This window comes from Caulobacter sp. 05T431 (assembly GCF_056665975.1).
Genome location: NZ_JBFTKU010000001.1, coordinates 96,029 through 118,970, shown reverse-complemented (window position 1 = coordinate 118,970; position 22,942 = coordinate 96,029). Strand labels below are relative to the sequence as shown.

Here is a 22,942-nt window from a genome sequence, read left to right as displayed (position 1 = left end):
ACGGGGACATGCCCTTGGGCGTGTCCCCAAGTCCAGGCGCGGCGCTAGCTGATGGGGACACGCCGCAAGGGCATGTCCCCGGTCAGTGCTGTTCCGCCACGAACCGCGCCACCGAGTCGCGGAAGGCCTGCACCTCCTTGTTCAGCTGGATCAGCCGCTCGACGCTCATCCCGGCCGAGGTGAACAGGGTCTGGCCCAGGCAGGCGCTGCGGGCCTGCAGGTCGCGGCCGTGGTCGGTCAGGCTGACCACCACCTGGCGCTCGTCGTCGGGATTGCGCTGGCGCGACAGCAGGCCGGCCGCCTCCATGCGCTTGACCAGGGGCGTGACGTTGCTGGAGTCCAGGCCCAGCCGCTCGGCGATCGCGCCGACGCTCTGGTCGTCCACTTCCCAGAGCGCGCTCAGCACCAGGTACTGGGGATAGGTGATCTCCAGCGCGTCCAGCAGCGGCTTGTAGGCGCGGTTGATCGCCAGGCCGGCCCCGTACAGGGAGAAGCAGAGCTGGTCGTCGAGCGTGAGCTTGTGGGCGGACACGGAGGGCTCCTTCGGATCGTCTCTCATAGGCAAGATTATATGTCGTGACAAATAATGACTCGACAGGGATCGGGGCCCTCGGCTACGACAATTATCTGTCGCGACATCGAATGTCGTGACATCAGAGCGGGCCCAGGCCTGTCCCGACAACCGTCCCCGAAGGAGGCCTTCATGGCCCAAGACACGATCCAGACCCGCGCCGCCGCGCCCGCCCTCGTGCGCTACTATCTCCTCCGCGCCGCCGTGGCCGCCGCCTGGGTGGCGGCCGCCTTCGCGATCGGCGTCGCCAACCCCGTCGTCGCGGGCGTCCTGCTGGTGCTCTATCCGGCCTGGGACGCGTTCGCGAACGCCCGGGACGCCCAGGCCAACGGCGGCTTCCGCGCCAATGTCCCCCAGGCCCTCAACACCGCCGTCAGCGTCGCGGTGGCGCTGGGCGTGCTGGCCGCCCTGCGGATCGACCCGCGCCTGGTGCTGGTGCTGTTCGGCGTCTGGGCCGTCCTGGCCGGCCTGCTGCAGCTGACCGTCGGCGTGCGCCGCTGGCGGACCTACGGCGCCCAGTGGGCGATGGTGCTGAGCGGCGCCCAGTCGGCCCTGGCCGGCGGGTTCTTCATCAAGAGCGCCGCCGCCCCCGCCATGCCGGTTATCGCCATCGTCGCGCCTTATGCGGCGTTCGGGGCGTTCTACTTCCTGGTCTCGGCGATCCTGCTGGCCCTGAAGACGCGCCGGCGCGGCGCTACGGCCTGACGCCCCTCGCATTCGCGGCCGGGCCGCCTTAACTAGGCAATCGCGGCGCGGGACCTCCCGCGCCGCCCAAGCCGATCCCCCAAGTCGATCCAAGCCCGTCCGGAGTCCCCATGTCGCTGAGAGTCGCCGTCCAGATGGACCCCGTGCTGGGGATCAATATCGAAACCGACACCACCTTCCTGATGATGTGGGAGGCCCAACAGCGCGGCCACAAGCTGTGGTTCTACACGCCCGACAAGCTGTCGATGGAGGACGGCCGGGTGTTCGCGCGCGCCCAGCCCCTGAAGCTGACCAAGACCCAGGGCGCCCACGCCGAGTTGGGCGAGACCGTGCTCCTGGACATGAAGGACGACGTCGACGTGGTGCTGATGCGCCAGGATCCGCCGTTCGACATGGCCTACATCACCGCCACCCACTTCCTGGAGAAGGTTCACCCCCGCACCCTGGTGGTGAACAATCCGGCCGAGGTGCGCAACGCGCCCGAAAAGCTGTTCGTCACCGACTTCCCGGGCGTCCAGCCGCCGACCCTGATCACCAGCGACCACGAGGCGATCTACGACTTCCGCGCCCGGCACGGCGACATCGTGCTCAAGCCGCTCTACGGCGGCGGCGGCTCGGGCGTGGCGCGGCTGCTGGCCGACGACCCCAACCTGGACGCCCTGCTGGAACTGCACGCCATGATCGGCCGCGAGCAGGTGATCGCCCAGAAATTCGTCCCGGCCGTGAGCAAGGGCGACAAGCGCATCCTGCTGGTGCACGGCGAACCGGTGGGCGCGGTCAACCGCGTGCCGGCCGCCGGCCAGGTGCGGTCCAACCTGCGGGTGGGCGGCCGGGCCGAGGCCGTGGACCTGACCGCGCGCGACCTGGAGCTCTGCGCCATCATCGGCCCGGAACTGAAGAAGCGCGGCTTGCTGTTCGTGGGCATCGACGTGATCGGAGAGTACCTGACCGAGATCAACGTCACCTCGCCGACCGGGGCCCAGCAACTCAAGCGGTTCGGCGGCGCCGACGCCGCGGCGATCCTCTGGGATCGGATCGCCGAACTAAGCTCTACCTGAGGATTAGGAACTACTTCTAGACGACTGAATCGTCACACTTTCCTGAAACGTTCGTTTTTCGTTCTTGCTCCGCTCCAACGGCCATGCTTGGCTTGTGGATAAATGGGTGGACAAGAGGGGCGAATCCCAATGGCGGCAAAGGTCGTCACGGTGGCGTTCGAGGGGGTGGAGGCGCGACGCGTCGACGTCGAGGTCCAGCTGACGGGCGGCGACAAGGTCATGGTCATCGTCGGCCTGGGCGACAAGGCCGTGGCCGAGAGCAAGGAGCGGGTGCGCGGAGCATTCGCCGGCATGGGCCTGGCCCTGCCGCCCAAGCGCATCGTCGCCAACCTGGCCCCGGCCGACATGCGCAAGGAGGGCAGCCACTACGACCTGCCCATCGCCCTGGCGGTGATGGCCGCCATGGGCGTGATCCCGATCGACGCGCTGGATGGCTGGGCGGCGATGGGGGAACTGTCCTTGGACGGACGGATCGCCCCCTGCGCCGGGGCCCTGCCCGCCGCCATGGCCGCCGGGGCGATGGACCTGGGCCTGATCTGCCCAGAGGCCTGCGGGCCCGAGGCGGCCTGGGCGGGCGGTACCCGCATCCTGGCCCCGCGCTCGCTGGTGGCCCTGATCAACCACTTCCGGGGCGGCCAGGTGCTGTCGGCCCCGTCTCCGGGCCCGGTGGTCGAGGGCGAGGCGGTCCGCGACCTGCGCGACGTCAAGGGCCAGGAGCACGCCAAGCGGGCGCTGGAGATCGCCGCCGCCGGCTCGCACAACCTGCTGTTCTGCGGCCCGCCGGGCTCGGGCAAGTCGATGCTGGCCCAGCGCCTGCCCGGCCTCCTGCCGCCCCTGAGCTCGCACGAGCTGCTGGAGACCTCGATGGTCCATTCGGTAGCGGGGCTGATCGCCAAGGGGACCCTAACCCGCGCCCGGCCGTATCGGGCCCCGCACCACAGCGCCTCGATGGCGGCCCTGACCGGCGGCGGACTGAAGGCCAAGCCGGGCGAGGTGTCGCTGGCCCACAACGGCGTGCTGTTCCTGGACGAGCTGCCCGAGTTCGGGGTCCAGGCCCTGGACAGCCTGCGCGGGCCGCTGGAGACCGGCGAGGTGATGGTGGCCCGGGCCAACGCCCATGTGCGCTATCCGGCCCGGGTGCAGCTGGTGGCGGCGATGAACCCGTGCCGCTGCGGCCACGGCGGGGCCGGGCGCGGGGCGTGCGGCAAGGCGCCCCGCTGCCAGCGCGACTACCAGGGGCGGGTCAGCGGGCCGCTGATGGACCGCATCGACCTGGCTGTCGACATGCCGGCCGTCACCGCCGCCGACCTGGCCCTGCCGCCGCCCACGGAAGGCACGGCCGAGGCCGCCGCCCGCGTGGCCCGGGCCCGGCGGCTGCAGCAGGAGCGGGCGGAAGCGATAGAGGGCGCGCCGGTCGGCGCCGAGGCCCTGAACGGCCGGGCCGAGGGGCGCTTCCTGGAGAGGATCGCCGATCTGGACGAGGCCGGGCGAACCCTCCTGGCCCGCGCCGCCGAGGCCGGCCAGATCAGCGCCCGCGGCTGGACCCGCGTCCTGCGCCTGGCCCGCACCATCGCCGACCTTGAGGGCGCGACCGGCGTCAAGCGGGTGCACGTGGCCGAGGCCCTGGCGCACCGGCGGACGAACGCGTTCGGGGCGGCTGACGGGGTGTTCTGAGCCGGGGACATGCATTCACTGCGGTGCGCCGGCCGGGTCCGCAGGGCGTGCGGTGTGAGTGCGTGTCCCCCAAGTCGTCCGCTGAGCTTGGGGCTAGTACTGTGCCGCCGCGGACGAAGGAGGGGACACGCACTCACCCTGGATTTCGGAGCCGGTCTGGCGATGGCGTGCCGTGAGTGCATGTCCCCGGCCGGACTTATCCTCGGCGGATAGCGGATGAACTCCAGCGATTTCAAAGCCCTGAACTTTTTCGACCGAACTTGTCCTCACCCTTCCAGACGCCCGTATCCTGATCCTACCTGAAAGCATGGGAAGGGCGTCCGGCCGGCGACCGAACGGCTTTCAGGGGTGGACGAGCGGGAAGCGCTCGCCGGTGGTCTTGGGTGACGCCTTCGCGGCGGTCCTGGGCAGGCTCCCCTCAGTCGGGACGAAACCCAGGCGGCGAGGGATCGGCGGACGCGGCAGGCCTGGGCTGAAATCGCCCAGGCGGTCCGGGGTGCAGCCTGCGCCCCGCCCGTCGGGGGCCTCCATCGGAGCGGGTTAAAAATCCGCGATCCGAAGGCTTCCGGAAAACGATCCGCGCGAAGCGCTCGTCTTCGTCGAAACGGTATCAACATCAAAGCTACTCCGGGCGAGGCCCGGGCGCTTCGCACCCTTCCCATCAAGCTCATGGCCTTTGGCGTGAGATCACACCCACTTGCCCCCACCTGGCGGCTTCGCCGCCTGTCCGCCCCCATAGGGGGCGGAGGACGCCGCGCCGCGCGCCTCTTCCCCCTCTGGGAAGACGACCGCGAAGCGGTCCGTAGGGGGCAAGTGTTCGGTGCAGGGTCCTACTTCGTCAGCGGCCGCAGGATGATCTCCACCCGGCGGTTCTGGGCGCGGCCCTCGGCGGTGTCGTTGGAGGCGATCGGCTGGCGCTCGCCCTGGCCGGCCACGAAGACGCGGTCGGGCAGGACCCGGCCGGTGCCCGTCAGATAGGCGGCGACGGCGCTGGCGCGGCGCTCCGACAGGGTCTGGTTGTAGTCGTCCGGACCGCTGGAATCGGCATGGCCGACCACGTCGATCGTCGTCTGGGGATAGGCGTTCAGCGTGCGAGCCACGTCGTCGAGCACGCGGGTGAAGTTGGGCTGCACCTCGGACTTGTCGACGGCGAAGGTCACGTCGCTGGGCATGACCAGCACGATCTGGTCGCCGTTGCGGCGGATCATCACGCCCGAGCCTTCCAGGCTGCGGCGGAAGTCGGCCTGCTGGCGGTCCATGTAGTTGCCGACCGCGCCGCCGGCCAGGGCGCCGATGCCCGCGCCGATCAGGGCGTTCTTCCGGCCCTGCTCGCCCTTGTTGGTGTTGGTCAGATAGCCCAGGACCGCGCCGACGCCGGCGCCCGCCAGGGCCCCCGTGCCGGTGTTGTTGCGCACCGGCATGCCGGTATAGGGGTCGGTGGTGGTGCAGGCGGCGGTCAGGGCGGCGGCGCCGAGCAAGGCGATCCACGGCGCGGTCTTCTTCATCATCATCGATCTTTTCCCTCTTGCGGCCTTGATCCTGGGCTATCGCCCATGATCCTTGGCGTCTTGAATGATTGCGAGGCTGAACGCTTCGCCAATGGTCAAGTTCCAACAGCGCGCATGACGCCAGCATGAACGGGACTTCGCGCCGGGGCGCTGCCGGTGTAGTAAGTCCGCTCTTACTAAATATCGAGGCCCACGCCCGTGTCCGCATCCGCCATCGAACCCGTCTCGTTCACCCTGTACTCGAAGGATTTCGACAGGTTCGCCCAGGAGCTGGGCGCGTCGTTCCAGCGCTACGGCTTCGCGGTGATCTCGGACCACGACCTGGACCAGGCCCGCATCGACGCGGCCATCGCCGACGCCAAGGCCTTCTTCGCCCTGCCGGAGCCGACCAAGAAGCAGTATGCCGGCGCCACCGGCGGCTCGCGCGGCTACATCCCGTTCGGCATCGAGACGGCCAAGGGCGCCACCCACCACGACCTGAAGGAATTCTGGCACGTCGGCCGCGACCTGCCGCCCGGCCACCCTTTCCGCGTCACCATGGCCGACAACGTCTGGCCGGCCGAGATCCCCAGCTTCCACCACAATGTCGGCTGGCTGTACGGCGCGCTCGACAGCCTGGGCGTGCGTGTGCTCAAGGCCATCGCCACCTATTTGGACCTGGGCCGCGACTTCTTCGACCCGACGGTCAAGGACGGCAACAGCGTGCTGCGCCTGCTGCACTATCCGCCGATCCCCAAGGACGCCACCGGCGTGCGGGCCGGCGCCCACGGCGACATCAACACCATCACCCTGCTGATGGGCGCCGAAGAGGGCGGGCTGGAACTGCTGGACCGCGACGGCCAGTGGCTGCCGATCAACCCGCCGCCGGGCTGCATCGTCATCAACATCGGCGACATGCTGGAGCGCCTGACCAACCACGTCCTGCCTTCGACCATCCACCGCGTGCAGAACCCGCCGCCCGAGCGCCGCAGCGTGCCGCGCTATTCGACGCCGTTCTTCCTGCACTTCGCGTCGGACTACCTGATCAAGACCCTGCCCAGCTGCGTCACGGAAGAGAACCCGGATCGCTATCCCGAGCCGATCACCGCCGACGCCTTCCTCCAGCAGCGCCTGCGCGAGATCAAGCTGGCCTAGGCCTGGAGCCTTCTCCCCGTGCGGGAGACGGTGGCGCGAAGCGCCGGATGAGGGGTCTCTCGAAAGCAAAAGCCGCGATCAGCCGAAAGGCCGGTCGCGGCTTTGTCGTTCTTCAACCCCTCACCCGACCTCGCTCCGCGAGGCCACCCTCTCCCGCAAGGGGAGAGGGGGCAGACCCGTTATTTCGTGATCCGCAGGTTCTGGATCGAGCCGGCGATGGTGTTGAACACCGAGGTCAGCTGATCGGCGCTGGTCACGTCGTAGTACATGTCCAGCTTGGTGGCGCACTGCTGCAGGATGCCCTTGGAGTGGTCCGAGACCCCCACCCCGATGGCGTAGATCACCACGCCCTTGTCCTTGGCGTTCTGGCACAGCAGCTTCTCGCGGCTGTCGATGGCGTCGCGGCGGTTGGTGGCCGTTGAACTGGCCGTCAGGGCGACGCCGCTGGCGTTCTTCAGGCGGCCTTGGGCGATATAGCCGTAGCCCGTGTAGATCGAGTTGTTCGGGTTGTTGACGGTGTCGTTGGTGTTGTCGCCGTCGGTCAGCAGCACGATCACCTTGGTGGTCTTCTTGCCGGCGGTGGTGGCGGGGTCGACGCCGTCGGCGAACGGGGCGTTCTTCGACAGGGTGTGCCAGCCCCAGGCCAGGCCCATGGCGACGTTGGTGTTGCCGTCGGCGATCATCTGGCCGAGCTTGGCCTTGACCAGGTCGCGCTGGGTGGTGGTGCGCACATTGGTCAGGCGCATCAGGCTGGTCAGGCCGCAGCCGGCGTTGGGGCCGTAGTCGGTCCCGGTCTTGGCCACGCTGAGGACGTTGCTCTTGTTGCTGGTCCCGTACTTGGCGATCGGCGTCGAACGGGTGGCCCAGGCGGTGGTCAGGGTGCCGCTGGGCGAGACCCCGTCGGGCAGCCAGTTGTTCTCGATCGGATACGAGGTGTTCTGGGTGCGGGCGTCGCGATAGCGCGTCGTCGAGGACTGGTTGACGCCCACGGTGTTGTCGTCCGGCTCGTCGGGCGCGAAGAACGGCACGAACATCGAGGCCGGGGTCGCGCTGTTGGGCGCGTCGTCGGTGACGTCGTAGGGCGCGGGCCGGCTCTCGACGCAGCCGCTCCAGGTCAGGCCCAGGTTCGACAGCAGGGTGAAGCGGTTCTGGTTGGTGGCGAACACGTCCGTGCCGTAGCCGGTGGTCGGCATCTTGCCCGACAGCCAGGCGGTCTGGCTCTGATAGGTCGAACCGACGTTCACGGTCATCGAGAACGGCACGACGCTGATCTTGACCGCGTCGGTCTCGCTGGCCCGGGCCGCGGCGGCGGCCAGGACGTCGACCAGCGACTTGGACGCCGTGATCAGGGCGTCGATCTTCTTGGTCCCCGAGTTCAGGCTGCTGCCCATCGAGCCGGTGTTGTCCAGCACCAGCGCCACTTCCAGCTTGTTGACCGAGCGCATCACGGTCGAACCGGCCGAGATGGTCTTGTTGCCGGTGCTCCAGAGGTTGGCGATGATCGGCTTGATCGTGACGTTCTGGATCGAGCCGACCACGGTGTTGTTCGGGCCCAGGGCGAAGGTCGAGTTGCTGGGGCCCAGGGCCACGCCCAGGCCCGCCATCTCGGTGGCCAGGGCGGCGTCGCCCACCGTATCCAGGGCGGCGTCGGTGGTCGCGGTCGAGCGGGCGGCCATCAGGGTCGCGGCGTCAAGGGCGTCCTGCAGCTGGCGCTTCTGGACGCTGGTCCGGCTCAGGTCGATCAGGCCGAAGGTCAGGATGGCGATGGGGATCAGCAGCAGCGCGAACTGCACGGCGATCGCGCCGCGCTCGTCGCCGCCCAGGCGCGTCGCGAGACGCGTCGCAAGCCGTTTCCACGTGGTCATGAGCAAGGCCCGACTCCCCAGAGATCGGGCATTGTCGCGCAGGACGGTGAACGGGCCGCAAACGACGATGGTGAATCGCCGCGCCGTTTGGGCCTCGTTACCAGACGCCTACCAGCCGCAGGACTGGCCCTTGTTCTGCTGGATCAGCCAGGCGTTCAGGGGCGCGAAATAGTCGGCGATGGCGCTGGCGTCCAAGTCCTTCTCGCCGGTGAAGGCCTCCAGCGCCTCGGGCCAGGGCTTGGACTGGCCCATGGCCAGCATGGCCTCGAACTTCTTGCCCACGGCCTTGTCGCCATAGACAGAGCAGCGGTTCAKCGGCCCCTTCCAGCCGGCCTGGCGGCAGGCGGCCCGGTAGAACTGGAACTGATAGACCTGGGCGAGGAAGTAGCGTGTGTAGGGCGTGCTGTCGGCGACGTGGTACTTGGCCCCGGGATCGAAGGCGTCGGCCGGGCGCGGTCCGGGCGGGACGACGCCCTGGTACTGGGTGCGCAGCTTCCACCAGGCCTCGTTGTAGTGGGCCGGATCGACCTGGCCGGAGAACACCTGCCAGCGCCACTTGTCGACCAGCAGGCCGAACGGCAGGAAGGCGATCTTGTCCATCGCCATCTTCAGCAGATAGGGCACGTCGGCGTCGGCCCCCGGGACGGTGTCGATCACCCCGATCTGCTTCAGATAGGTCGGGGTCAGGGCCGACAGGCCCACGAAGTCGCCGATCGCCTCGTGGAAGCCGTCATTGGCCCCGCCCCTGAACAGGAACGGCTGGCCGGCGTAGGCGCGCTGGTAGAAGTTGTGCCCCAGCTCGTGGTGCACGGTGTAGAAGTCGTCGGCGTTGACCCGGGTGCACATCTTCACCCGGATGTCCTGGTCGTTGTCGACGTCCCAGGCCGAGGCGTGGCAGACCACCTCGCGGTCCCGCGGTCGGGTGATCATCGAGCGTTCCCAGAAGGTCTGGGGCAGCGGGGCCATGCCCATCGAGGTGTAGAAGCCCTCGCCGGTCTTCATCATCTTCGTGGCGTCGTAGCCCTTGGCGACCAGGGACTGGGTCAGGTCGTAGCCGGGGCCGGGGATCCCTTGCGGGGCGGCGATGTCGTAGATGTTGCCCCAGCTCTGGGCCCACATGTTGCCGGTCAGGTCGGCGCGGATCGGGCCGGTCCTGGGCTGGACCGCGTCGCCGTACTTGGCGTTCAGCCGTCCGCGCACATAGCAGTGCAGGTTCTTGTAGAACGGCGCGACCTGGGCCCACAGGGCGTCGGTCTTGGCGGCGAAGGCGTCGGGCTCCATGTCGTACCACGAGCGCCACAGGGCCCCGGTGTCCTTGTAGCCCAGCTCCACCGAGCCCTCGTTGGCCAGCCTGACCAATTGAGGGTAGTCGGCGGCCATCGGCTTGGCCACCGCGTGCCAGGCCTCCCACATGGCCTTGATCTTGGCCGGGTCGCGCTCGGTGCGCAGACGGTCGTCCAGGTCGTCCAGCGTCAGGGTCTCGCCGTCGATCACCACCTTGCCGGTGGAGTAGAGCGCCCGCATCCGCGCCTGGACGTCGGCCAGCTCCTGGGCCGCGCCGGGCCGGTCGGAGGCGGGCAGGACCAGGCCGGCCTTCAGCAGTTTCAGCTTGCGACGGGTGACCGGATCGACCGGGGTCTTGTCGAAGCGCGCGGCCTGCTTGGCGTAGCGCACGGCCATGGCGTTGGCCTCGGCGTCGACCTTGGCGTTGAGCCAATTGGTGTCGTCGGTGATGTAGGTCGCCTGCACCCAGGCCATGCGGGCGGCGTATTCGCCCATGGCCATCAGCTCCTTCTCGGCGCCGTCCACGAAGGCCTTGGCCTCCTCGGGCGTCGGCGCGGCTGCGGCGGGTGTTTGGGCGTGGACGGCGGGCGCGGCCATGGCGCCGGCGCACAGGGCGAGGGCCGCGCAGGCGGCCAGCAGGCGGGTCTTCATCGGAGCCTCCCCAGACTTCGGCGATCCGTCAGGATCCATGGCGACATGGGAGGCGGCTTGCCCGCGAGCGTCAAGGCGCGCGGGACCGGAGGTCCCATTCTTTAGGTGAGAAAGGGGGCCGCGACGCCCCGTCCTTTTGGAAAAAGCGGCGGGAACTGCTATATCCCCGCCTCGATCCTGAAAATCCCTTGTCCCCGGACCTCCCCTTGAGCGTCACCCTCGACCTGTCGCGCATGGCTCCTCAAGCTGATGCGCCCAAGCCCCTGATCAACCTCTCGGGCCTGACCCGGCCTCAGATGGTCGCCGCCCTGACCGAGAGCGGCGTGGTCGAGCACGGCAAGGCCAAGATGCGCGCCACCCAGATCTTCCGCTGGGTGCACCATCGCGGGATCACCGACTTCGCCCAGATGAGCGACGTGGCCAAGGAAACCCGCGCCCGCCTGGCCGACAGCTTCACGATCGCCCGGCCCGAGGTGGTCGAGCGCCAGGTCAGCAAGGACGGCACCCGCAAGTGGCTGATCCGCATGGCCCCGGGCATCGAGGTCGAGACCGTCTACATCCCGTCCGTGGGACGGGTCGGCGCCCTTTGCGTTTCCAGCCAGGTCGGCTGCACCCTGAACTGCAGCTTCTGCCACACCGGCACCCAGGCCCTGGTCCGCAACCTGACCGCCGCCGAGATCGTCGCCCAGGTGCAGATCGCCAAGGACGACCTGGGCGAATGGCCGTCCGACAAGGACGACCGCCTGCTGAGCAACATCGTGTTCATGGGCATGGGCGAGCCGCTCTACAACATGGGCCAGGTGGCCGACGCCATCGAGATCATCAGCGACAACGAGGGCATCGCCATCTCGCGTCGCCGGATCACCGTCTCGACCTCCGGCGTGGTCCCGCAGCTGGAAGCCTTGGGCGAGAAGACCCAGGCCATGCTGGCCATCAGCCTGCACGCCACCAACGACGCCCTGCGCGACGTGCTGGTGCCGTTGAACAAGAAGTATCCGCTGGACCAGCTGATGGCCGGCATCCGCGCCTATCCGGGCCTGAGCAACGCCCGCCGGGTGACGTTCGAGTACGTGATGCTGAAGGGCGTCAACGACAGCGCCGACGAGGCCCGGGCCCTGGTCAAGCTGATCAAGGGCATCCCGGCCAAGGTCAATCTGATCCCGTTCAACCCCTGGCCGGGCACMGACTATCAGTGCTCGGACTGGGCGGCGATCGAGACCTTCGCCGCGATCCTCAACCGCGCCGGCTATTCCTCGCCGATCCGCACGCCCCGGGGCCGCGACATCCTGGCCGCCTGCGGCCAGCTGAAGAGCGAGAGCGAGAAGGTCCGCGCCTCGGCGATGCGCAAGCTGTCGATGGCGGCCATGGCCGGCGTGCTGGACGACGACGAGGACGAGGCGGCGGCCTGATGCCGGACGCCGTCGCCGCGCCGGACGCCGCCATGATGGCCGGCCCCGAGGCGCTGGCGCGGTTCCTGGAGACGGCCGACACCAGCGTCCTGACCGGCGTGTTCTCGACCGGCGACGTGACGATCCTCGAGAACTTCCCGCCGCACGTCTTCAGCGGCCAGGCGGGCCTGGCCCATTGGCGCGACCTGATGGCTCGCCACGTCGGGGCCATCTCCGACCTACGGCACACCTTCGGCTCGCCGCAGGACTTCGGCCGCACCGGCGACACGGTCTATTTCTCCCTGCCCACCCGCTGGACCGGCGTGCGCGACGGCAAGCCGTTCGACGAGGACGGCGGCTGGTCGTTCACGCAGGTGCTGGAGGACGGCGCCTGGCGGATCCGCGCCTACGGCTGGTCGGTGATCAGGTTCGCGGGCTAGGCGTCCGCTCAATCCTTCGGGCACAGCCCCTTGGGCGTCCAGGCCGAGGTCAGGGTCGTGGGCGGGCTGCCCTCCTCGTGCAGGATCAGGGCGAAGCCCTGGCGCGTCTCCTGGCCGATCGCCATCAGCAGCATCGGCGGGCCGCGCCGCACCATCAGGGAGTGCCCCGCCCCCCGGCCGACCTGGGCGCCGTCCGGCGTTTCCAGACAGCTGGCGCCGCTGATCGCATAGAAGGCCTCGGGTCCGGAATGCACGTGGACGGGCGCGGTCATGCCGGGCGTGAAGGTCGACTTCAGGTACTCGACGCTGAAATCGCCCGACGTCGCGTCGAGGGGCAGCGGGCCGACATCGGCCATGTGCCGCCCGCCTTCGAGCTGGCCGCCCTTGCCGCCCAGGTCGAACAGCCACACCCGGCCGAAGGCCTCCACGATGCTGGCGTGCGCAGGCTTGACGCGTTCGGCGGACCGCGTGTCGGCGAAGGTGTAGAGGCTCCAGTAGAGCGGGCCGGCCGGGAGCGCCCCGAGCGTTTCGTGGGCGACCAGGCACGCGGGGCCTGGGGTTTCCCCCGCCTTGTCGGCGCACATCCGTGAGGTGGCCTGGGCGTGGGCCGGGTGCGGCGCCAGGGCGAGCATCGCGGCGGTCAGGCCCGCGGCGACGAACGCCGCCCTTGAACTGGTCGTGAGCATGGCGGCGTCCTTGGGTTCGGCCTGAGGCGGGAAGCATGCCCGAGGAAACGTCCGCCTTCCACCCTCGCCGACGAGCCCCCTACGCACGGCGCTTGATCCCGTGCTAGCAATGCGTCCCTCAAGTTCGGGGATTACAGTCTTCATGCCGCCTCAGCTCCAGTCGCCCGAGATCCAGGCCTTCGCCAGCGGCCTGCCGCTGACCCTGATGCACGCCGCCATCACCCTGGTGATGCTGGTGGTCGGCACGGCGCTCTACGCCCTCCTGACCCCGCACAAGGAGATCAAGCTGATCCGCGAGGGCAACGCCGCCGCCGCCCTGTCGCTGGGCGGGGTTATGGTGGGCCTGGCCATCCCGCTGGCCACCTCGCTGTCGGCCTCGGTCTCGCCGCTGGAGATCGTGCTGTGGGGCGTCTCGACCATCGTGGTCCAGCTGCTGGTCTTCCGGATCACCGACATGCTGCTCAAGGGCCTGCCCGAGCGGATCAACGAGGGCGAGGTGGCCGCCGCCGCCCTGCTGGTCGGGGCCAAGCTGGCCACCGCCCTGATCCTGGCCGCCGCGGTCGCGGGCTAGGGCGGGCGAGCCGGGGCGGGTCCAGTGCATTTCCCCAAACTTCCGGATTGGCTGATCTACGGGGCGGTGGTCAGCGCCCTGCTGGTCGTGGCCATCGGCCGGCAGGAGCGTTCCGACGCCCCGCCGCCGCCGCCGCCGGTGCCCGGCGACGTGGGCCTGCCTCTGGGGCCGGCCTCGCCGTTCGATCCGTCCGTGGTCGTCCAGGTGCCCGAGAAGGGCCAGCCCGGCAGCGGCACGGCCTTCTCGGTCGACGACGGCGGCTCGTGGCTGACCGCCCGGCACGTGGTGGACGGCTGCCGCGAGGCGGCGATCGTCGTGGCCGACGGCCGGGGCGTGGCCGCCCGCGTCACCCTGGACCCGTCCGGCGACGCGGCGATCCTGACCACCGAGGGCGGGGCGCCGGCCGTGCCGCTGCGCGCCGCCGCCGAGYCGCCGCGCCGGGGCGAGCGGGCCTATCATCCGGGCTTCCCCCAGGGCCATCCGGGCGAGGTCACCTCGCGCCTGCTGGGCCGCGAGAACCTGGTCATCCGGGGGCGCGGCGCCCGGGTCGAGCCGGTCCTGGTCTGGGCCGAGGTCGGCCGCACCGACAATCTGAAGGGCACGCTGTCGGGCCTGTCCGGCGCGCCCGCCCTGGACAGCGCCGGTCGGGTGATCGGCGTCACGGTGGCGGAATCGCCGCGCCGGGGCCGCATCTACACGACCGCCCAGGAGACGGTGGAGGACCTGCTCAAGCAGAGCCGGCGCCGTCCGGCCAGCTTCGCCCTGGGCGAGTCGATCACCACCGAGAACTACGGCCGCGTCGCCGACGGCCTGCGCCGCGACCTGCGGGTGGCCCAGGTGGTCTGCCTGAAGAGCGAGACCTGAACTCGAAATCCGTTCGCCGGGATGAGCGGTTGTTTTGAGATCAGGCCGGACCCTCCTCCGCCTCCTCGGCCGCCGCCTTGGCCGCCATGTGCGCCGGCTGGCGGGCCGCGACGGCGAATGACAGGGCGATGGCCACCAGGCCGATCAGGGCGGTGTAGATGAAGAAGGCCGTGTAGCCGGCCGCCATGGCCGCCGGGCCGACACCCAGCTTGGCGCCGGCGGCGGTGAAGCTCTCGGGCGGCAGACGGGTGAACAGGCCCTTCAGGGCGCCGATCGGGCCGCCATGCTCGGCCGCCTGGGCCGAGGCCTCGACGATCCGTCCCGACTGCGAGGCGATCAGCTTGCCGGGCAGGGCGTAGAGCGACGAGAACAGGGCGTACTGGGTGGCCGTGAAGCCCGCCGTGGTCAGGCTGGACATGTAGGCGATCAGGGCGGTGCCGGCGACGCCGCCGGCGATGTTGTCGATGCAGATCGAGGCGAACAGCATCGGGTTGCTGTGGCCGCTCATGGCCAGCAGGGCGAACATCAGGTTGCTGATCGGCTGGGCGAAGGCCCCGATGATCAGGGCCCGCATCAGGCCGAAGCGCGCCACGACCACCCCGCCCAGGAACACCCCGGCCATCGAGGCGATGATGCCGAACACCTTCCGGATCTCGGCGATCTCGGTGAGGGTGAAGCCCATGTCGCGGTAGAACGGGTTCATGATGTTGAGCACGAAGTCCGAGACCCGGTAGACGCAGATCGCCGCCAGGATCAGGCCGGCCACGCCCGAGAAGCGGGTCAGGAACTCCTTCAGCGGCGAATAGAGCGCCGTCGACAGATAGACGCCGGGTTTGGTCTTCACCTTGGGGATCGGCCAGGCGGCGACGGCGATCACGACGAGGCCCGCCAGCACGCCCAGCAGTTGCAGCCAGATGCCCGTCTGTTTGTCCTTCCAGGCGTCGGCCAGGGCTTCGCCGCCGACGAACTTGGACAGGATGCTCGCGTCGCCCGACAGGCCCGAGCCGATCAGCAGGGCGCCGACCACCAGGATGGCCAGCCGGACCAGCCATTCCAGGATTTCCAGCGCCTTGGGCTGGTCGACGCCGTCGGTGTGGATCGGCCGGATGGCGTGGGCCGCCTCGCGCGGGGCCAGCAGGGTCGAGACAACGCCGATCAGCATCGCCCCGGCCATGGCCAGGTAAGAGATGTTCCAGCCGAACCGCTCGGCCAGGATCAGGGGCACGGCGCCGGCCATGATCATCGCGCCGCGATAGCCCCACTGCACGGCCACGGCCATCTGGCCCTGGCGCTCGGTGTCGACCACCTCGATCCGCCAGGCGTCGATGACGATGTCCTGGGTGGCGGTGGCGAAGCCGACGATCACGGCGATGGCGGCCATCAGCGGCAGGTTCGCGGCCGGGTTGGTTCCGGAAATGCCCAGCAGGCCCAGGATGATCACCGCCTGGCAGACCAGCATCCAGGCCCGGCGGTGGCCGACCAGCCCATGCAGGATCGGCACCTTGGTGCGGTCGATCAGCGGGGCCCACAGGAACTTGAACGAGAAGCTCAGGGTGGCCAGGCTGAAGAAGCCGATCACCGCCAGCGACAGGCCGGCGTCGCGCAGCCACAGCGACAGCGTGTCGAAGATCAGCATGAAGGGCAGGCCGGAGGCGAAGCCCAGGCCCAGCATCACCAGGCTGCGACGCTCGCCGAAGAAGGCCAGGGTCTGGAGAAGGGTCTTCTTCTGGGCCGGCGTTTCGGCCTTCGTCTGGTCGGTCATGGGCGTTCCCCCGAGGCGAGGAGCGCCCCCGCCATCAGCCGGCGACCTTGGCGCGCGTCGCCGCTTTCGTCCAGCCAAGGCCCGTCCAGTTGGTGAGCACGCCGCGCAGGGCGGGCGAGGTCAGGGGCTTGGCCAGGAAGTCGTTCATGCCCGCCGCCAGGCAGGCGCGGCGGTCCTCGTCGAAGGCGTCGGCGGTGAGGGCGACGATGGGCGTGGTCACGCCGCGTTCGCGCAGGGCCTTGGTCGCCTCGATGCCGTTCAGGCCCGGCATGCGCAGGTCCATCAGGATCAGGTCGTAGAAGCCGCGCGACAGGGCCGAGACGGCCTCGTCGCCGCTGGCGATGCGGTCGACCTTGCAGCCCTCGCGCTCCAGCAGGGCGCGGGCCAGCAGGGCGTTGATCGGATTGTCCTCGGCCAGCAGCACGCGGACGCCGGGGGCGGCGGCCGGGGCGATACGGTCGTCCTCGTGGGCGGGGGCGGTCTGCACGGGTTCGACCGTCGTGACCTTGGTTCCGGGCCGGGCCGCCAGCACCTGGGCGATCAGCGAGGCGCGGCGCAGGGGCTTGATCAGGTAGCCCAGGCCCGAGGCCTTCAGCTTGGGGATGCGGTCGCGCTGGTCGGGGGTCAGCAGGGCGACGCAGGCGCGGCCGGCCGGGGCCTTCAGCGCGCCGCGCGGACCGGAGAGGGCGGCGTCCAGCAGCAGCACGGCGTCGGCGGGCGCGCCCTTCAGGGCCGCGGCGACGGTCTCGCCGGCCAGGGCCTGGCCGCCGCTGGCGCGGACCTGGCGGATCGCGGCCTCGCGGACCATGGCGTTGGGCGAGGCGATGGCCACGGTGCGACCGGTCAGCGGCAGATCGACCGGCTCGGCCGGGGCGAAGTCGAACGGCGCCTCGAACCAGAAGTCGGCGCCCTGGCCCAGCTCGCCGCCGACCCCGGCCTCGCCGTTCATGGCGCCGGCCAGGCGGGCGACGATGGCCAGGCCCAGGCCCGCGCCGCCCAGTTGGGCCTGGTGCGAGGGATCGGTCTGGACGAAGGCCTCGAAGATCGCGGCCCGGGCTTCCGGGGCGACGCCCGGGCCGGTGTCGCGGACGTTGAAGCGCAGGCGGTTCCCGGCCGTGAGCTCGGCGCTCAGCAGCACGCCGCCGGTCTCGGTGAACTTGATGGCGTTGCCGGCGTAGTTCAGCAGCACCTGCCGCAGGCGGCCCTCGTCGGCCAGGATGGCGGGCAGGCCGGGCGCGGCGGCCCAGGCGATCTMGATGCTCTTCTCGTGGGCGCGCGGGCTCAGCAGCTCGGCCACCTGGCGCAGCAGGTTCTCGACGTCGACCGGGGCCGTGTGCAGCTCGATGGCCGTGGCGCCCAGGCGGGCGAAGTCCAGCACGTCGTTGACCAGCGACAGCAGGTGGTCGCCGCTCTCGCGCAGGGCGCCGACATAGGCCCGCTGCTCGGCGGTCAGCCGGGTGCCCTCCAGCAGCCGCGCCATGCCCAGCACCCCGTTCAGCGGCGTGCGGAACTCGTGGCTGAGGGTGGCCAGCTGTTCGGGCGTGACCCCGGCGGAGGAAGGACGGTCGTTCATGGGCGCGGAGCTTAGCGGGAGCGGCTTAACGACGGGTGTGCGGCGGAGAACATCGTGCGGTGGGGTTTCCTTTTCCAAAGCGCAGTGCGGCGCCCCCTTGCCCCCTACGGACCGCTTCGCGGTCTGTAGGGGCAAGGGGGTGTGATCCCACGCCAAACCGGCTGTGAGTTGGAAAGGGCTGCGGAGCGCCGGACATCGTCCGGAAGAAATTAGAGAATACCGTTTCGACGAAGCCCGATCGCTCCGCGCGGTCGTTATCCGGAAGCCTGCGGCGCTGAGTGCTATTCGAACCTCGCCGCCTTGAAGCCTCCGGCGGGCGGGCCAGGTCAACGACACCCGGTCCCGGACCGCGAGCCTGTCACAGCCCGCCTGCTGCTCGATCGACCCTCACGTCACGTCGTATCTGTGGACCACGCCCGACCGGCACCAGAGCCGTGAGGTTGTTCCGGCCCCTACCGAACGCGGACCGGATCCGACAGAGCTTCCCGCTCGATCGCCCCCGCCGCCGCATCGGTCGCTGGCCATGCGCCCTTTCCCGCGTCGAGGTKAAGCCATTATGCGGCCGCCGGGAAACCMTGCGGGGAATAAAGATTTAGCGCAGGGATTTCAGCGACTTGGTTCGCGATAAGGCGGGGATGCGCACCCTAAACCCCTCTCTCAAAGAGAGAGGGCGTTTGAGGCGGCGCCTAGCAATCGGGCGGCGGCGGGAGCGCGCGCCGGCGTTTGGTTTCTGATCAAGTAAGTAAGATTTTCTTTCCCGCCGGACATCGGGCGCCGCCCGCCGCAATCTTCGCGGCCCGCTCCAGGCATTGCGCGGGCCGCCGCCAGTCGTCCCCGAGGTTGGCGTACCGAAGATATTCGAAACATCCGCGGGCCGGCTCGTCGCCCCTTCAAGGTCAAATCCGGAAGTCTATTTCCGAGACGTGTGCGGAGCAGGTAAATAATGATTCGAACCACGACTTTATTCAGATCGGAAATCCAAATTTCTCGAAGCTGAACTGCAACGTCTCGATTGCGGAATGCTGAAAACTTCGACATCGTCCTGTCATCGAGCGTCCATAGGCTGGATCAAGATCGCGGCCGTGCTGGAAGCGCCTAGAACACTCGGCCCATCCAAGATCCAGATCACAGCCCAGCGACCCGCCAGAACAAGACCCCCTTCGGAGGAAACGCATGACCACCCTGTCCGTGGGCGATCTCGCCCTGATCGGCTACAGCGCCGACACCGCCGGCAAGTCGTTTTCGTTCGTGCTGCTGACGGCGATCGACGCCGGCACGGTGATCAGCTTCACCGACAACGGCTGGCTGGCGGCGGGCGGTTTCCGGAGCGGCGAGGGGACCTTCACCTACACCGCCCCGGCCGGCGGCGCGGCGGCGGGCACGGTGATCACGGTCACGGGCCTGACCGGCTCGTTCAATCCGTCGACCTCGGGCGACCAGATCATCGCCTATCAGGGCTCGGCCGCCAGCGCGACGCCGCTGTTCGCCCTGGACTTCGCCGACGGCAATTCGACCTATGCCGGCGACGCMAGCAACTCCAACACCTCGGCGATCCCGACCGGCCTGGCGGCGGGCAGCACGGCCCTGGCCTTCTCGCTGGACAACGGCGCCTATGTGGGCACGACCACCGGCGCCAAGGCCGAGATCCTGTCGGCCATCGCCAATTCTGCCAACTGGTCGCTCGATGACGGCAATCCGGTGGCCTACAAGACCGGCTTCACGGTCACCGACGGCGGCGTGCCCAGCGCCAACGTCTCGATCAGCGACGTGACCCTGACCGAGGGCGACAGCGGCGACCAGGTGATGACCTTCACCGTCACCCGCACCAACACCACCGGCGCCTTCACTGTGGACTTCGCCACCGCCGACGGCTCGGCCCAGGCGGGTTCGGACTACAACGAGACCCACGGTACGCTCACGTTCACGGCCGGCGGCCCGGCCAGCCAGACGATCTCGGTGATCGTCCACGGCGACGCCACGCCCGAGCCGAACGAGGCCTTCAGCGTCAACCTCTCCAACCTGGTGGTGGCCAACGGCGCGGCGGCCATCGTCGACGGCGTGGGCCAGGGCGCGATCGTCAACGACGACTTCGCCCCGGTGGCGATCTACGACATCCAGGGCGCGGGCCACATCTCGGCCTATGACGGCCAGACCGTCTCGACCCAGGGCGTGGTGACGGCCATCGACACCACCGGCTCGCGCGGCTTCTGGATCCAGGACGTCACCGGCGACGGCAACGACGCCACCTCGGACGCCGTCTTCGTGTTCACCAACGCCATCCCCACCGTGCACGTCGGCGACCTGGTCAAGGTGACGGGCGTGGTCGACGAGTATAACGGCGGCGTCGCCACCAACCTGACGATCACCGAGATCACCGCCCCGACCATCAGCGTCATCGGCACGGGTAGCGTCGCCGCCACGGTGCTGGGCGCCGGCGGGCGGGCCATCCCGACCACGGTGATCGACGACGACCACCTGACGTCCTACGACCCGGCGACCGACGGGATCGACTTCTACGAGTCGATCGAGGGCATGGTCGTGACGGTCCATAACGCCCAGGCGACCGACGCCACGATCACGGGCCAGACCTGGGTGGTCGCCGACAACGGCGCCGACGCCACGGGCCTGAACAGCCGGGGCGGGGTCACCCTGTCGGACGGCGACAACAATCCCGAGCGGATCCTGGTCTATGCCGACAGCGGCGTGAACCCCGGCTTCAACTCGGCCTATGTGCTGGGCGACCAGCTGGGCGACGTGACCGGCGTGGTCAGCTATTTCGGCGGCAAGTACGAGCTGATCGCCACGTCGGTGGAGAACACCTCCAGCGCCGGCGCCGTGCCGCTGGAGGTCACCACCCTGGCCGGCGACGCCAGCCACCTGACCATCGGGGCCTACAATCTCGAGAACATCTCGCCGCAGGACTCCGACGCCAAGTTCGCGGCCCTGGCGGCCGACATCGCCCATAACCTGGGCGCGCCCGACATCCTGGGCGTCGAGGAGATCCAGGACGCCGACGGGACCGGCAACGGCACGAACTACAGCGGGGCCGACACCCTGAACAAGCTGGTGGCGGCCATCGAGGCGGCCGGCGGTCCGCACTACAGCTGGATCGAGATTGCCCCGACCGCCAACAACACCACCGGCGGCGAGAGCAACGGCAACATCCGCAACGCCTTCCTCTATCTGGCTGACCGCGTGACCTATGTGGAGGGCTCGGCCCGGCTGGTCACCGACACCACCGGCCCCGCCAACGCGTTCAACAACAGCCGCAACCCGCTGGCCGCCGACTTCGTGTTCCGCGGCGAGACGATCACCGCCATCGACGTGCACAACTATTCGCGTGGCGGCAGCGACCCGCTGTTCGGCGCCAACCAGCCGGCCGCCAACAGCGGCGACGACCGTCGCGCCGACCAGAGCACGGCCGTTCACGACTATGTCGCCGGCCTGCTGGCCGCCGATCCGGACGCCCACATCGCGGTGATGGGCGACTTCAACGCCTATTATTACGAGCAGAGCCTGACCCTGCTGGAGGCCGGCGGCGCGCTGTACAACCTGGCCCGCACCCTGACGCCCGAGGAGCGCTACTCGTACATCTTCGAGGGCAACGCCCAGCAGATCGACAACCTGCTGGTCTCGCAGAGCCTGAAGGACGGGGCGGTGTTCGACAACGTCCACCTCAACACCGGCCAGGCGGCGATCGACCAGCCCACCGACCACGACGCGATCCTGTCGCAGCTGTTCATCAACACCGCGCCGGTCGCGACGCTGGACGCCGTGTTCACGGTGTCTGAAGACACGGTCCTGACGGTGGACGCCGCCCACGGCGTGCTGGCCAACGACAGCGACCTGAACGGCGACGCCCTGACGGCGGTGCTGGGCCAGGGCCCGACCTACGGCACGCTGGTGCTGAACGCCGACGGCTCGTTCGTCTACACGGCCAACGCCGACTACAACGGGGCCGACGCCTTCACCTACACCGCCCACGACGCCTACGGCGGCGTCTCGGGCGTGGTGACCGTCCAGCTGGGTGTGGACGCGGTCAACGACGCGCCGGTCGGCGCGGCCGACGCGGCCAGCGTCGCCGAGGACGCCTCGATCCTGGTCGACGTGCTGGCCAACGACCACGACGTCGATCTGGACGCCCTGGCCATCGCGGCCCTGTCGGGCGCCAAGTCGGCCCTGGGCGCCTCGATCAGCATCGAGAACGGCCAGGTGCGCTACGTGGCCGACGCCGACAGCTTCGACCAGCTGGCCGCCGGCCACTCCGTGGTCGACAGCTTCTCGTACACCGCCTCGGACGGTCACGGCGGCTTCACCGCCCCGATCACCGTCTCGATCACGGTGGGCGAGGCGGGTGACAACCGCACCCTGTCGGGCAGCCTGCTGAAGGCCAACAGCTTCACCGACACCGGCGAAAAAGATACGAGCTATACCGGCGGGCTGTTCAACGACGTGATCAACGGCGGCGGCGGCTCGGACCACCTGTACGGCGGGGCGGGCAATGACCGCCTGGACGGCGGCACGGGCCGCGACACCCTGGAAGGGGGCCTCGGCAACGACACCCTGACCGGCGGGGCCGGCGCCGACGACTTCGTGTTCGGCGCGCTGTCGGGGACCGACCACATCACCGACTTCAACCCGGGCCAGGACCGCATCGTCACGCCGCTGCGCGAGCAGCTGGGCGATCTGTTCGACTTCGGCGGGCCGTCGCGGGCCCAGACCGTGCTCAACGGCCTGATCGATCAGCTGCTGAAGCCCAGCTTCAAGGACATCGACACCAACGGCGACCACCATGTCGACGCGGTGCAGATCACCGCCGTGGGCATGGGCACGGTGATCCTCGACAACTGGACGATCGCCGGCCTGACCCAGGGCKGCTATCTCGACCCGCAGCACCACGTCGTCGGCGACTGGCTGCTGTAGGGGTCTAGGTMAGTGCATCGTTCCCGTCGGGGCGTCGGCCTCGACGGCGACGGTGGCCAGCACGGCCCGGCGTTCGTCCAGCACCTCGACCAGCAGGGCGCCGTCCTGGGCGAACTCGTCGGCGTTGTCGCGCAGCCACTCGCCGGCGATCCGGGCGGCCTCCACCTTGGCGGCGTCGAGGTCGTCGAAGACCTCGCCCTCCTCGTCGGTCAGGACGTGGCCGTCGCTGAGCTGGAAATAATACCGCATCGCTTGGCTTCCTCCGAAAGAGGAAGCCCTGCGACA

16 protein-coding genes and 1 pseudogene are annotated in these 22,942 nt (G+C 69.4%); 9 read left to right on the top strand and 8 right to left on the bottom strand.

Going from position 1 to position 22,942, the window contains the following annotated elements; all coding sequences use genetic code 11:
- Positions 1-82 precede the first annotated feature (82 nt).
- A complete protein-coding gene (locus AC1U89_RS00510) occupies positions 83-559 on the bottom strand; it encodes a MarR family winged helix-turn-helix transcriptional regulator (protein WP_479897685.1) in 477 nt (158 codons plus the stop codon).
- 144 nt (positions 560-703) lie between these two features.
- Here AC1U89_RS00510 and AC1U89_RS00505 point away from each other — a divergent pair, with 144 nt between their 5' ends.
- The 3 genes from AC1U89_RS00505 to AC1U89_RS00495 all read left to right on the top strand — a co-directional run bounded on the left by AC1U89_RS00505 (position 704) and on the right by AC1U89_RS00495 (position 4,008).
- Positions 704-1,276 carry a DUF308 domain-containing protein gene (locus tag AC1U89_RS00505; RefSeq protein WP_479897684.1) on the top strand — a complete coding sequence of 191 codons (573 nt, stop codon included), beginning with the start codon at positions 704-706 and terminating at the stop codon, positions 1,274-1,276.
- 110 nt (positions 1,277-1,386) lie between these two features.
- Positions 1,387-2,334 carry a glutathione synthase gene (gene gshB / locus AC1U89_RS00500; protein ID WP_479897683.1) on the top strand — a complete coding sequence of 316 codons (948 nt, stop codon included), beginning with the start codon at positions 1,387-1,389 and terminating at the stop codon, positions 2,332-2,334.
- Positions 2,335-2,463: 129 nt separating this feature from the next.
- Positions 2,464-4,008: a YifB family Mg chelatase-like AAA ATPase gene (locus AC1U89_RS00495; protein WP_479897682.1), complete on the top strand. Its 1,545-nt coding sequence runs from the start codon at positions 2,464-2,466 to the stop codon at positions 4,006-4,008.
- 830 nt (positions 4,009-4,838) lie between these two features.
- Here AC1U89_RS00495 and AC1U89_RS00490 read toward each other — a convergent pair.
- Complete coding sequence (locus AC1U89_RS00490; protein WP_479897897.1) at positions 4,839-5,516, bottom strand: YiaD family glycine zipper/OmpA-like lipoprotein; 678 nt, start codon at positions 5,514-5,516, stop codon at positions 4,839-4,841.
- A gap of 198 nt (positions 5,517-5,714) precedes the next feature.
- On the opposite strand from AC1U89_RS00490, the gene AC1U89_RS00485 reads away from it, so the two are divergent.
- A complete protein-coding gene (locus AC1U89_RS00485) occupies positions 5,715-6,650 on the top strand; it encodes an isopenicillin N synthase family dioxygenase (protein WP_479897681.1) in 936 nt (311 codons plus the stop codon).
- 179 nt (positions 6,651-6,829) lie between these two features.
- Here the strand turns inward: AC1U89_RS00485 and AC1U89_RS00480 are convergent, their stop codons facing one another.
- Together AC1U89_RS00480 and AC1U89_RS00475 are read right to left on the bottom strand one after the other, a co-directional pair.
- Positions 6,830-8,515 (bottom strand): TadE/TadG family type IV pilus assembly protein, encoded by a 1,686-nt coding sequence (locus AC1U89_RS00480; RefSeq protein ID WP_479897680.1) that lies wholly within the window; start codon positions 8,513-8,515, stop codon positions 6,830-6,832.
- 108 nt (positions 8,516-8,623) lie between these two features.
- Positions 8,624-10,450: a M2 family metallopeptidase gene (locus AC1U89_RS00475; RefSeq protein WP_479897679.1), complete on the bottom strand. Its 1,827-nt coding sequence runs from the start codon at positions 10,448-10,450 to the stop codon at positions 8,624-8,626.
- A 206-nt stretch (positions 10,451-10,656) separates the two neighbouring features.
- Here AC1U89_RS00475 and rlmN point away from each other — a divergent pair, with 206 nt between their 5' ends.
- Positions 10,657-11,859, top strand: a complete 1,203-nt coding sequence (gene rlmN, locus AC1U89_RS00470; RefSeq protein WP_479897678.1) for a dual-specificity RNA methyltransferase RlmN — start codon at positions 10,657-10,659, stop codon at positions 11,857-11,859.
- Complete coding sequence (locus AC1U89_RS00465; RefSeq protein ID WP_479897677.1) at positions 11,859-12,278, top strand: hypothetical protein; 420 nt, start codon at positions 11,859-11,861, stop codon at positions 12,276-12,278. The genes rlmN and AC1U89_RS00465 overlap by 1 nt, the downstream gene beginning before the upstream one ends.
- A gap of 8 nt (positions 12,279-12,286) precedes the next feature.
- Here the strand turns inward: AC1U89_RS00465 and AC1U89_RS00460 are convergent, their stop codons facing one another.
- The gene (locus AC1U89_RS00460; RefSeq protein ID WP_479897676.1) at positions 12,287-12,964 is read right to left on the bottom strand and encodes a hypothetical protein; all 678 of its coding nucleotides are present in this window, start codon (positions 12,962-12,964) and stop codon (positions 12,287-12,289) included.
- Positions 12,965-13,106: 142 nt separating this feature from the next.
- Between AC1U89_RS00460 and AC1U89_RS00455 the strand changes: the two genes are divergently transcribed.
- Together AC1U89_RS00455 and AC1U89_RS00450 are read left to right on the top strand one after the other, a co-directional pair.
- Complete coding sequence (locus tag AC1U89_RS00455; RefSeq protein WP_479897675.1) at positions 13,107-13,535, top strand: DUF350 domain-containing protein; 429 nt, start codon at positions 13,107-13,109, stop codon at positions 13,533-13,535.
- 24 nt (positions 13,536-13,559) lie between these two features.
- On the top strand, positions 13,560-14,399 hold the full coding sequence (locus AC1U89_RS00450) for a S1 family peptidase (RefSeq protein WP_479897674.1): 840 nt from the start codon (positions 13,560-13,562) through the stop codon (positions 14,397-14,399).
- Positions 14,400-14,439: 40 nt separating this feature from the next.
- On the opposite strand, the gene AC1U89_RS00445 is transcribed toward AC1U89_RS00450, so the two are convergent.
- Positions 14,440-16,161 (bottom strand): AmpG family muropeptide MFS transporter, encoded by a 1,722-nt coding sequence (locus AC1U89_RS00445; protein WP_479897673.1) that lies wholly within the window; start codon positions 16,159-16,161, stop codon positions 14,440-14,442.
- A gap of 34 nt (positions 16,162-16,195) precedes the next feature.
- The gene (locus AC1U89_RS00440) at positions 16,196-17,734 is read right to left on the bottom strand and encodes a response regulator (RefSeq protein ID WP_479897672.1); all 1,539 of its coding nucleotides are present in this window, start codon (positions 17,732-17,734) and stop codon (positions 16,196-16,198) included.
- Between the two features lie 1,173 nt (positions 17,735-18,907).
- Between AC1U89_RS00440 and AC1U89_RS00435 the strand changes: the two genes are divergently transcribed.
- A complete protein-coding gene (locus AC1U89_RS00435; protein ID WP_479897671.1) occupies positions 18,908-22,657 on the top strand; it encodes an Ig-like domain-containing protein in 3,750 nt (1,249 codons plus the stop codon).
- 54 nt (positions 22,658-22,711) lie between these two features.
- Here the strand turns inward: AC1U89_RS00435 and AC1U89_RS00430 are convergent.
- Positions 22,712-22,906, bottom strand: a pseudogene (locus AC1U89_RS00430) (DUF6894 family protein); the annotation flags it as partial.
- Between the last annotated feature and the right edge of the window lie 36 nt (positions 22,907-22,942).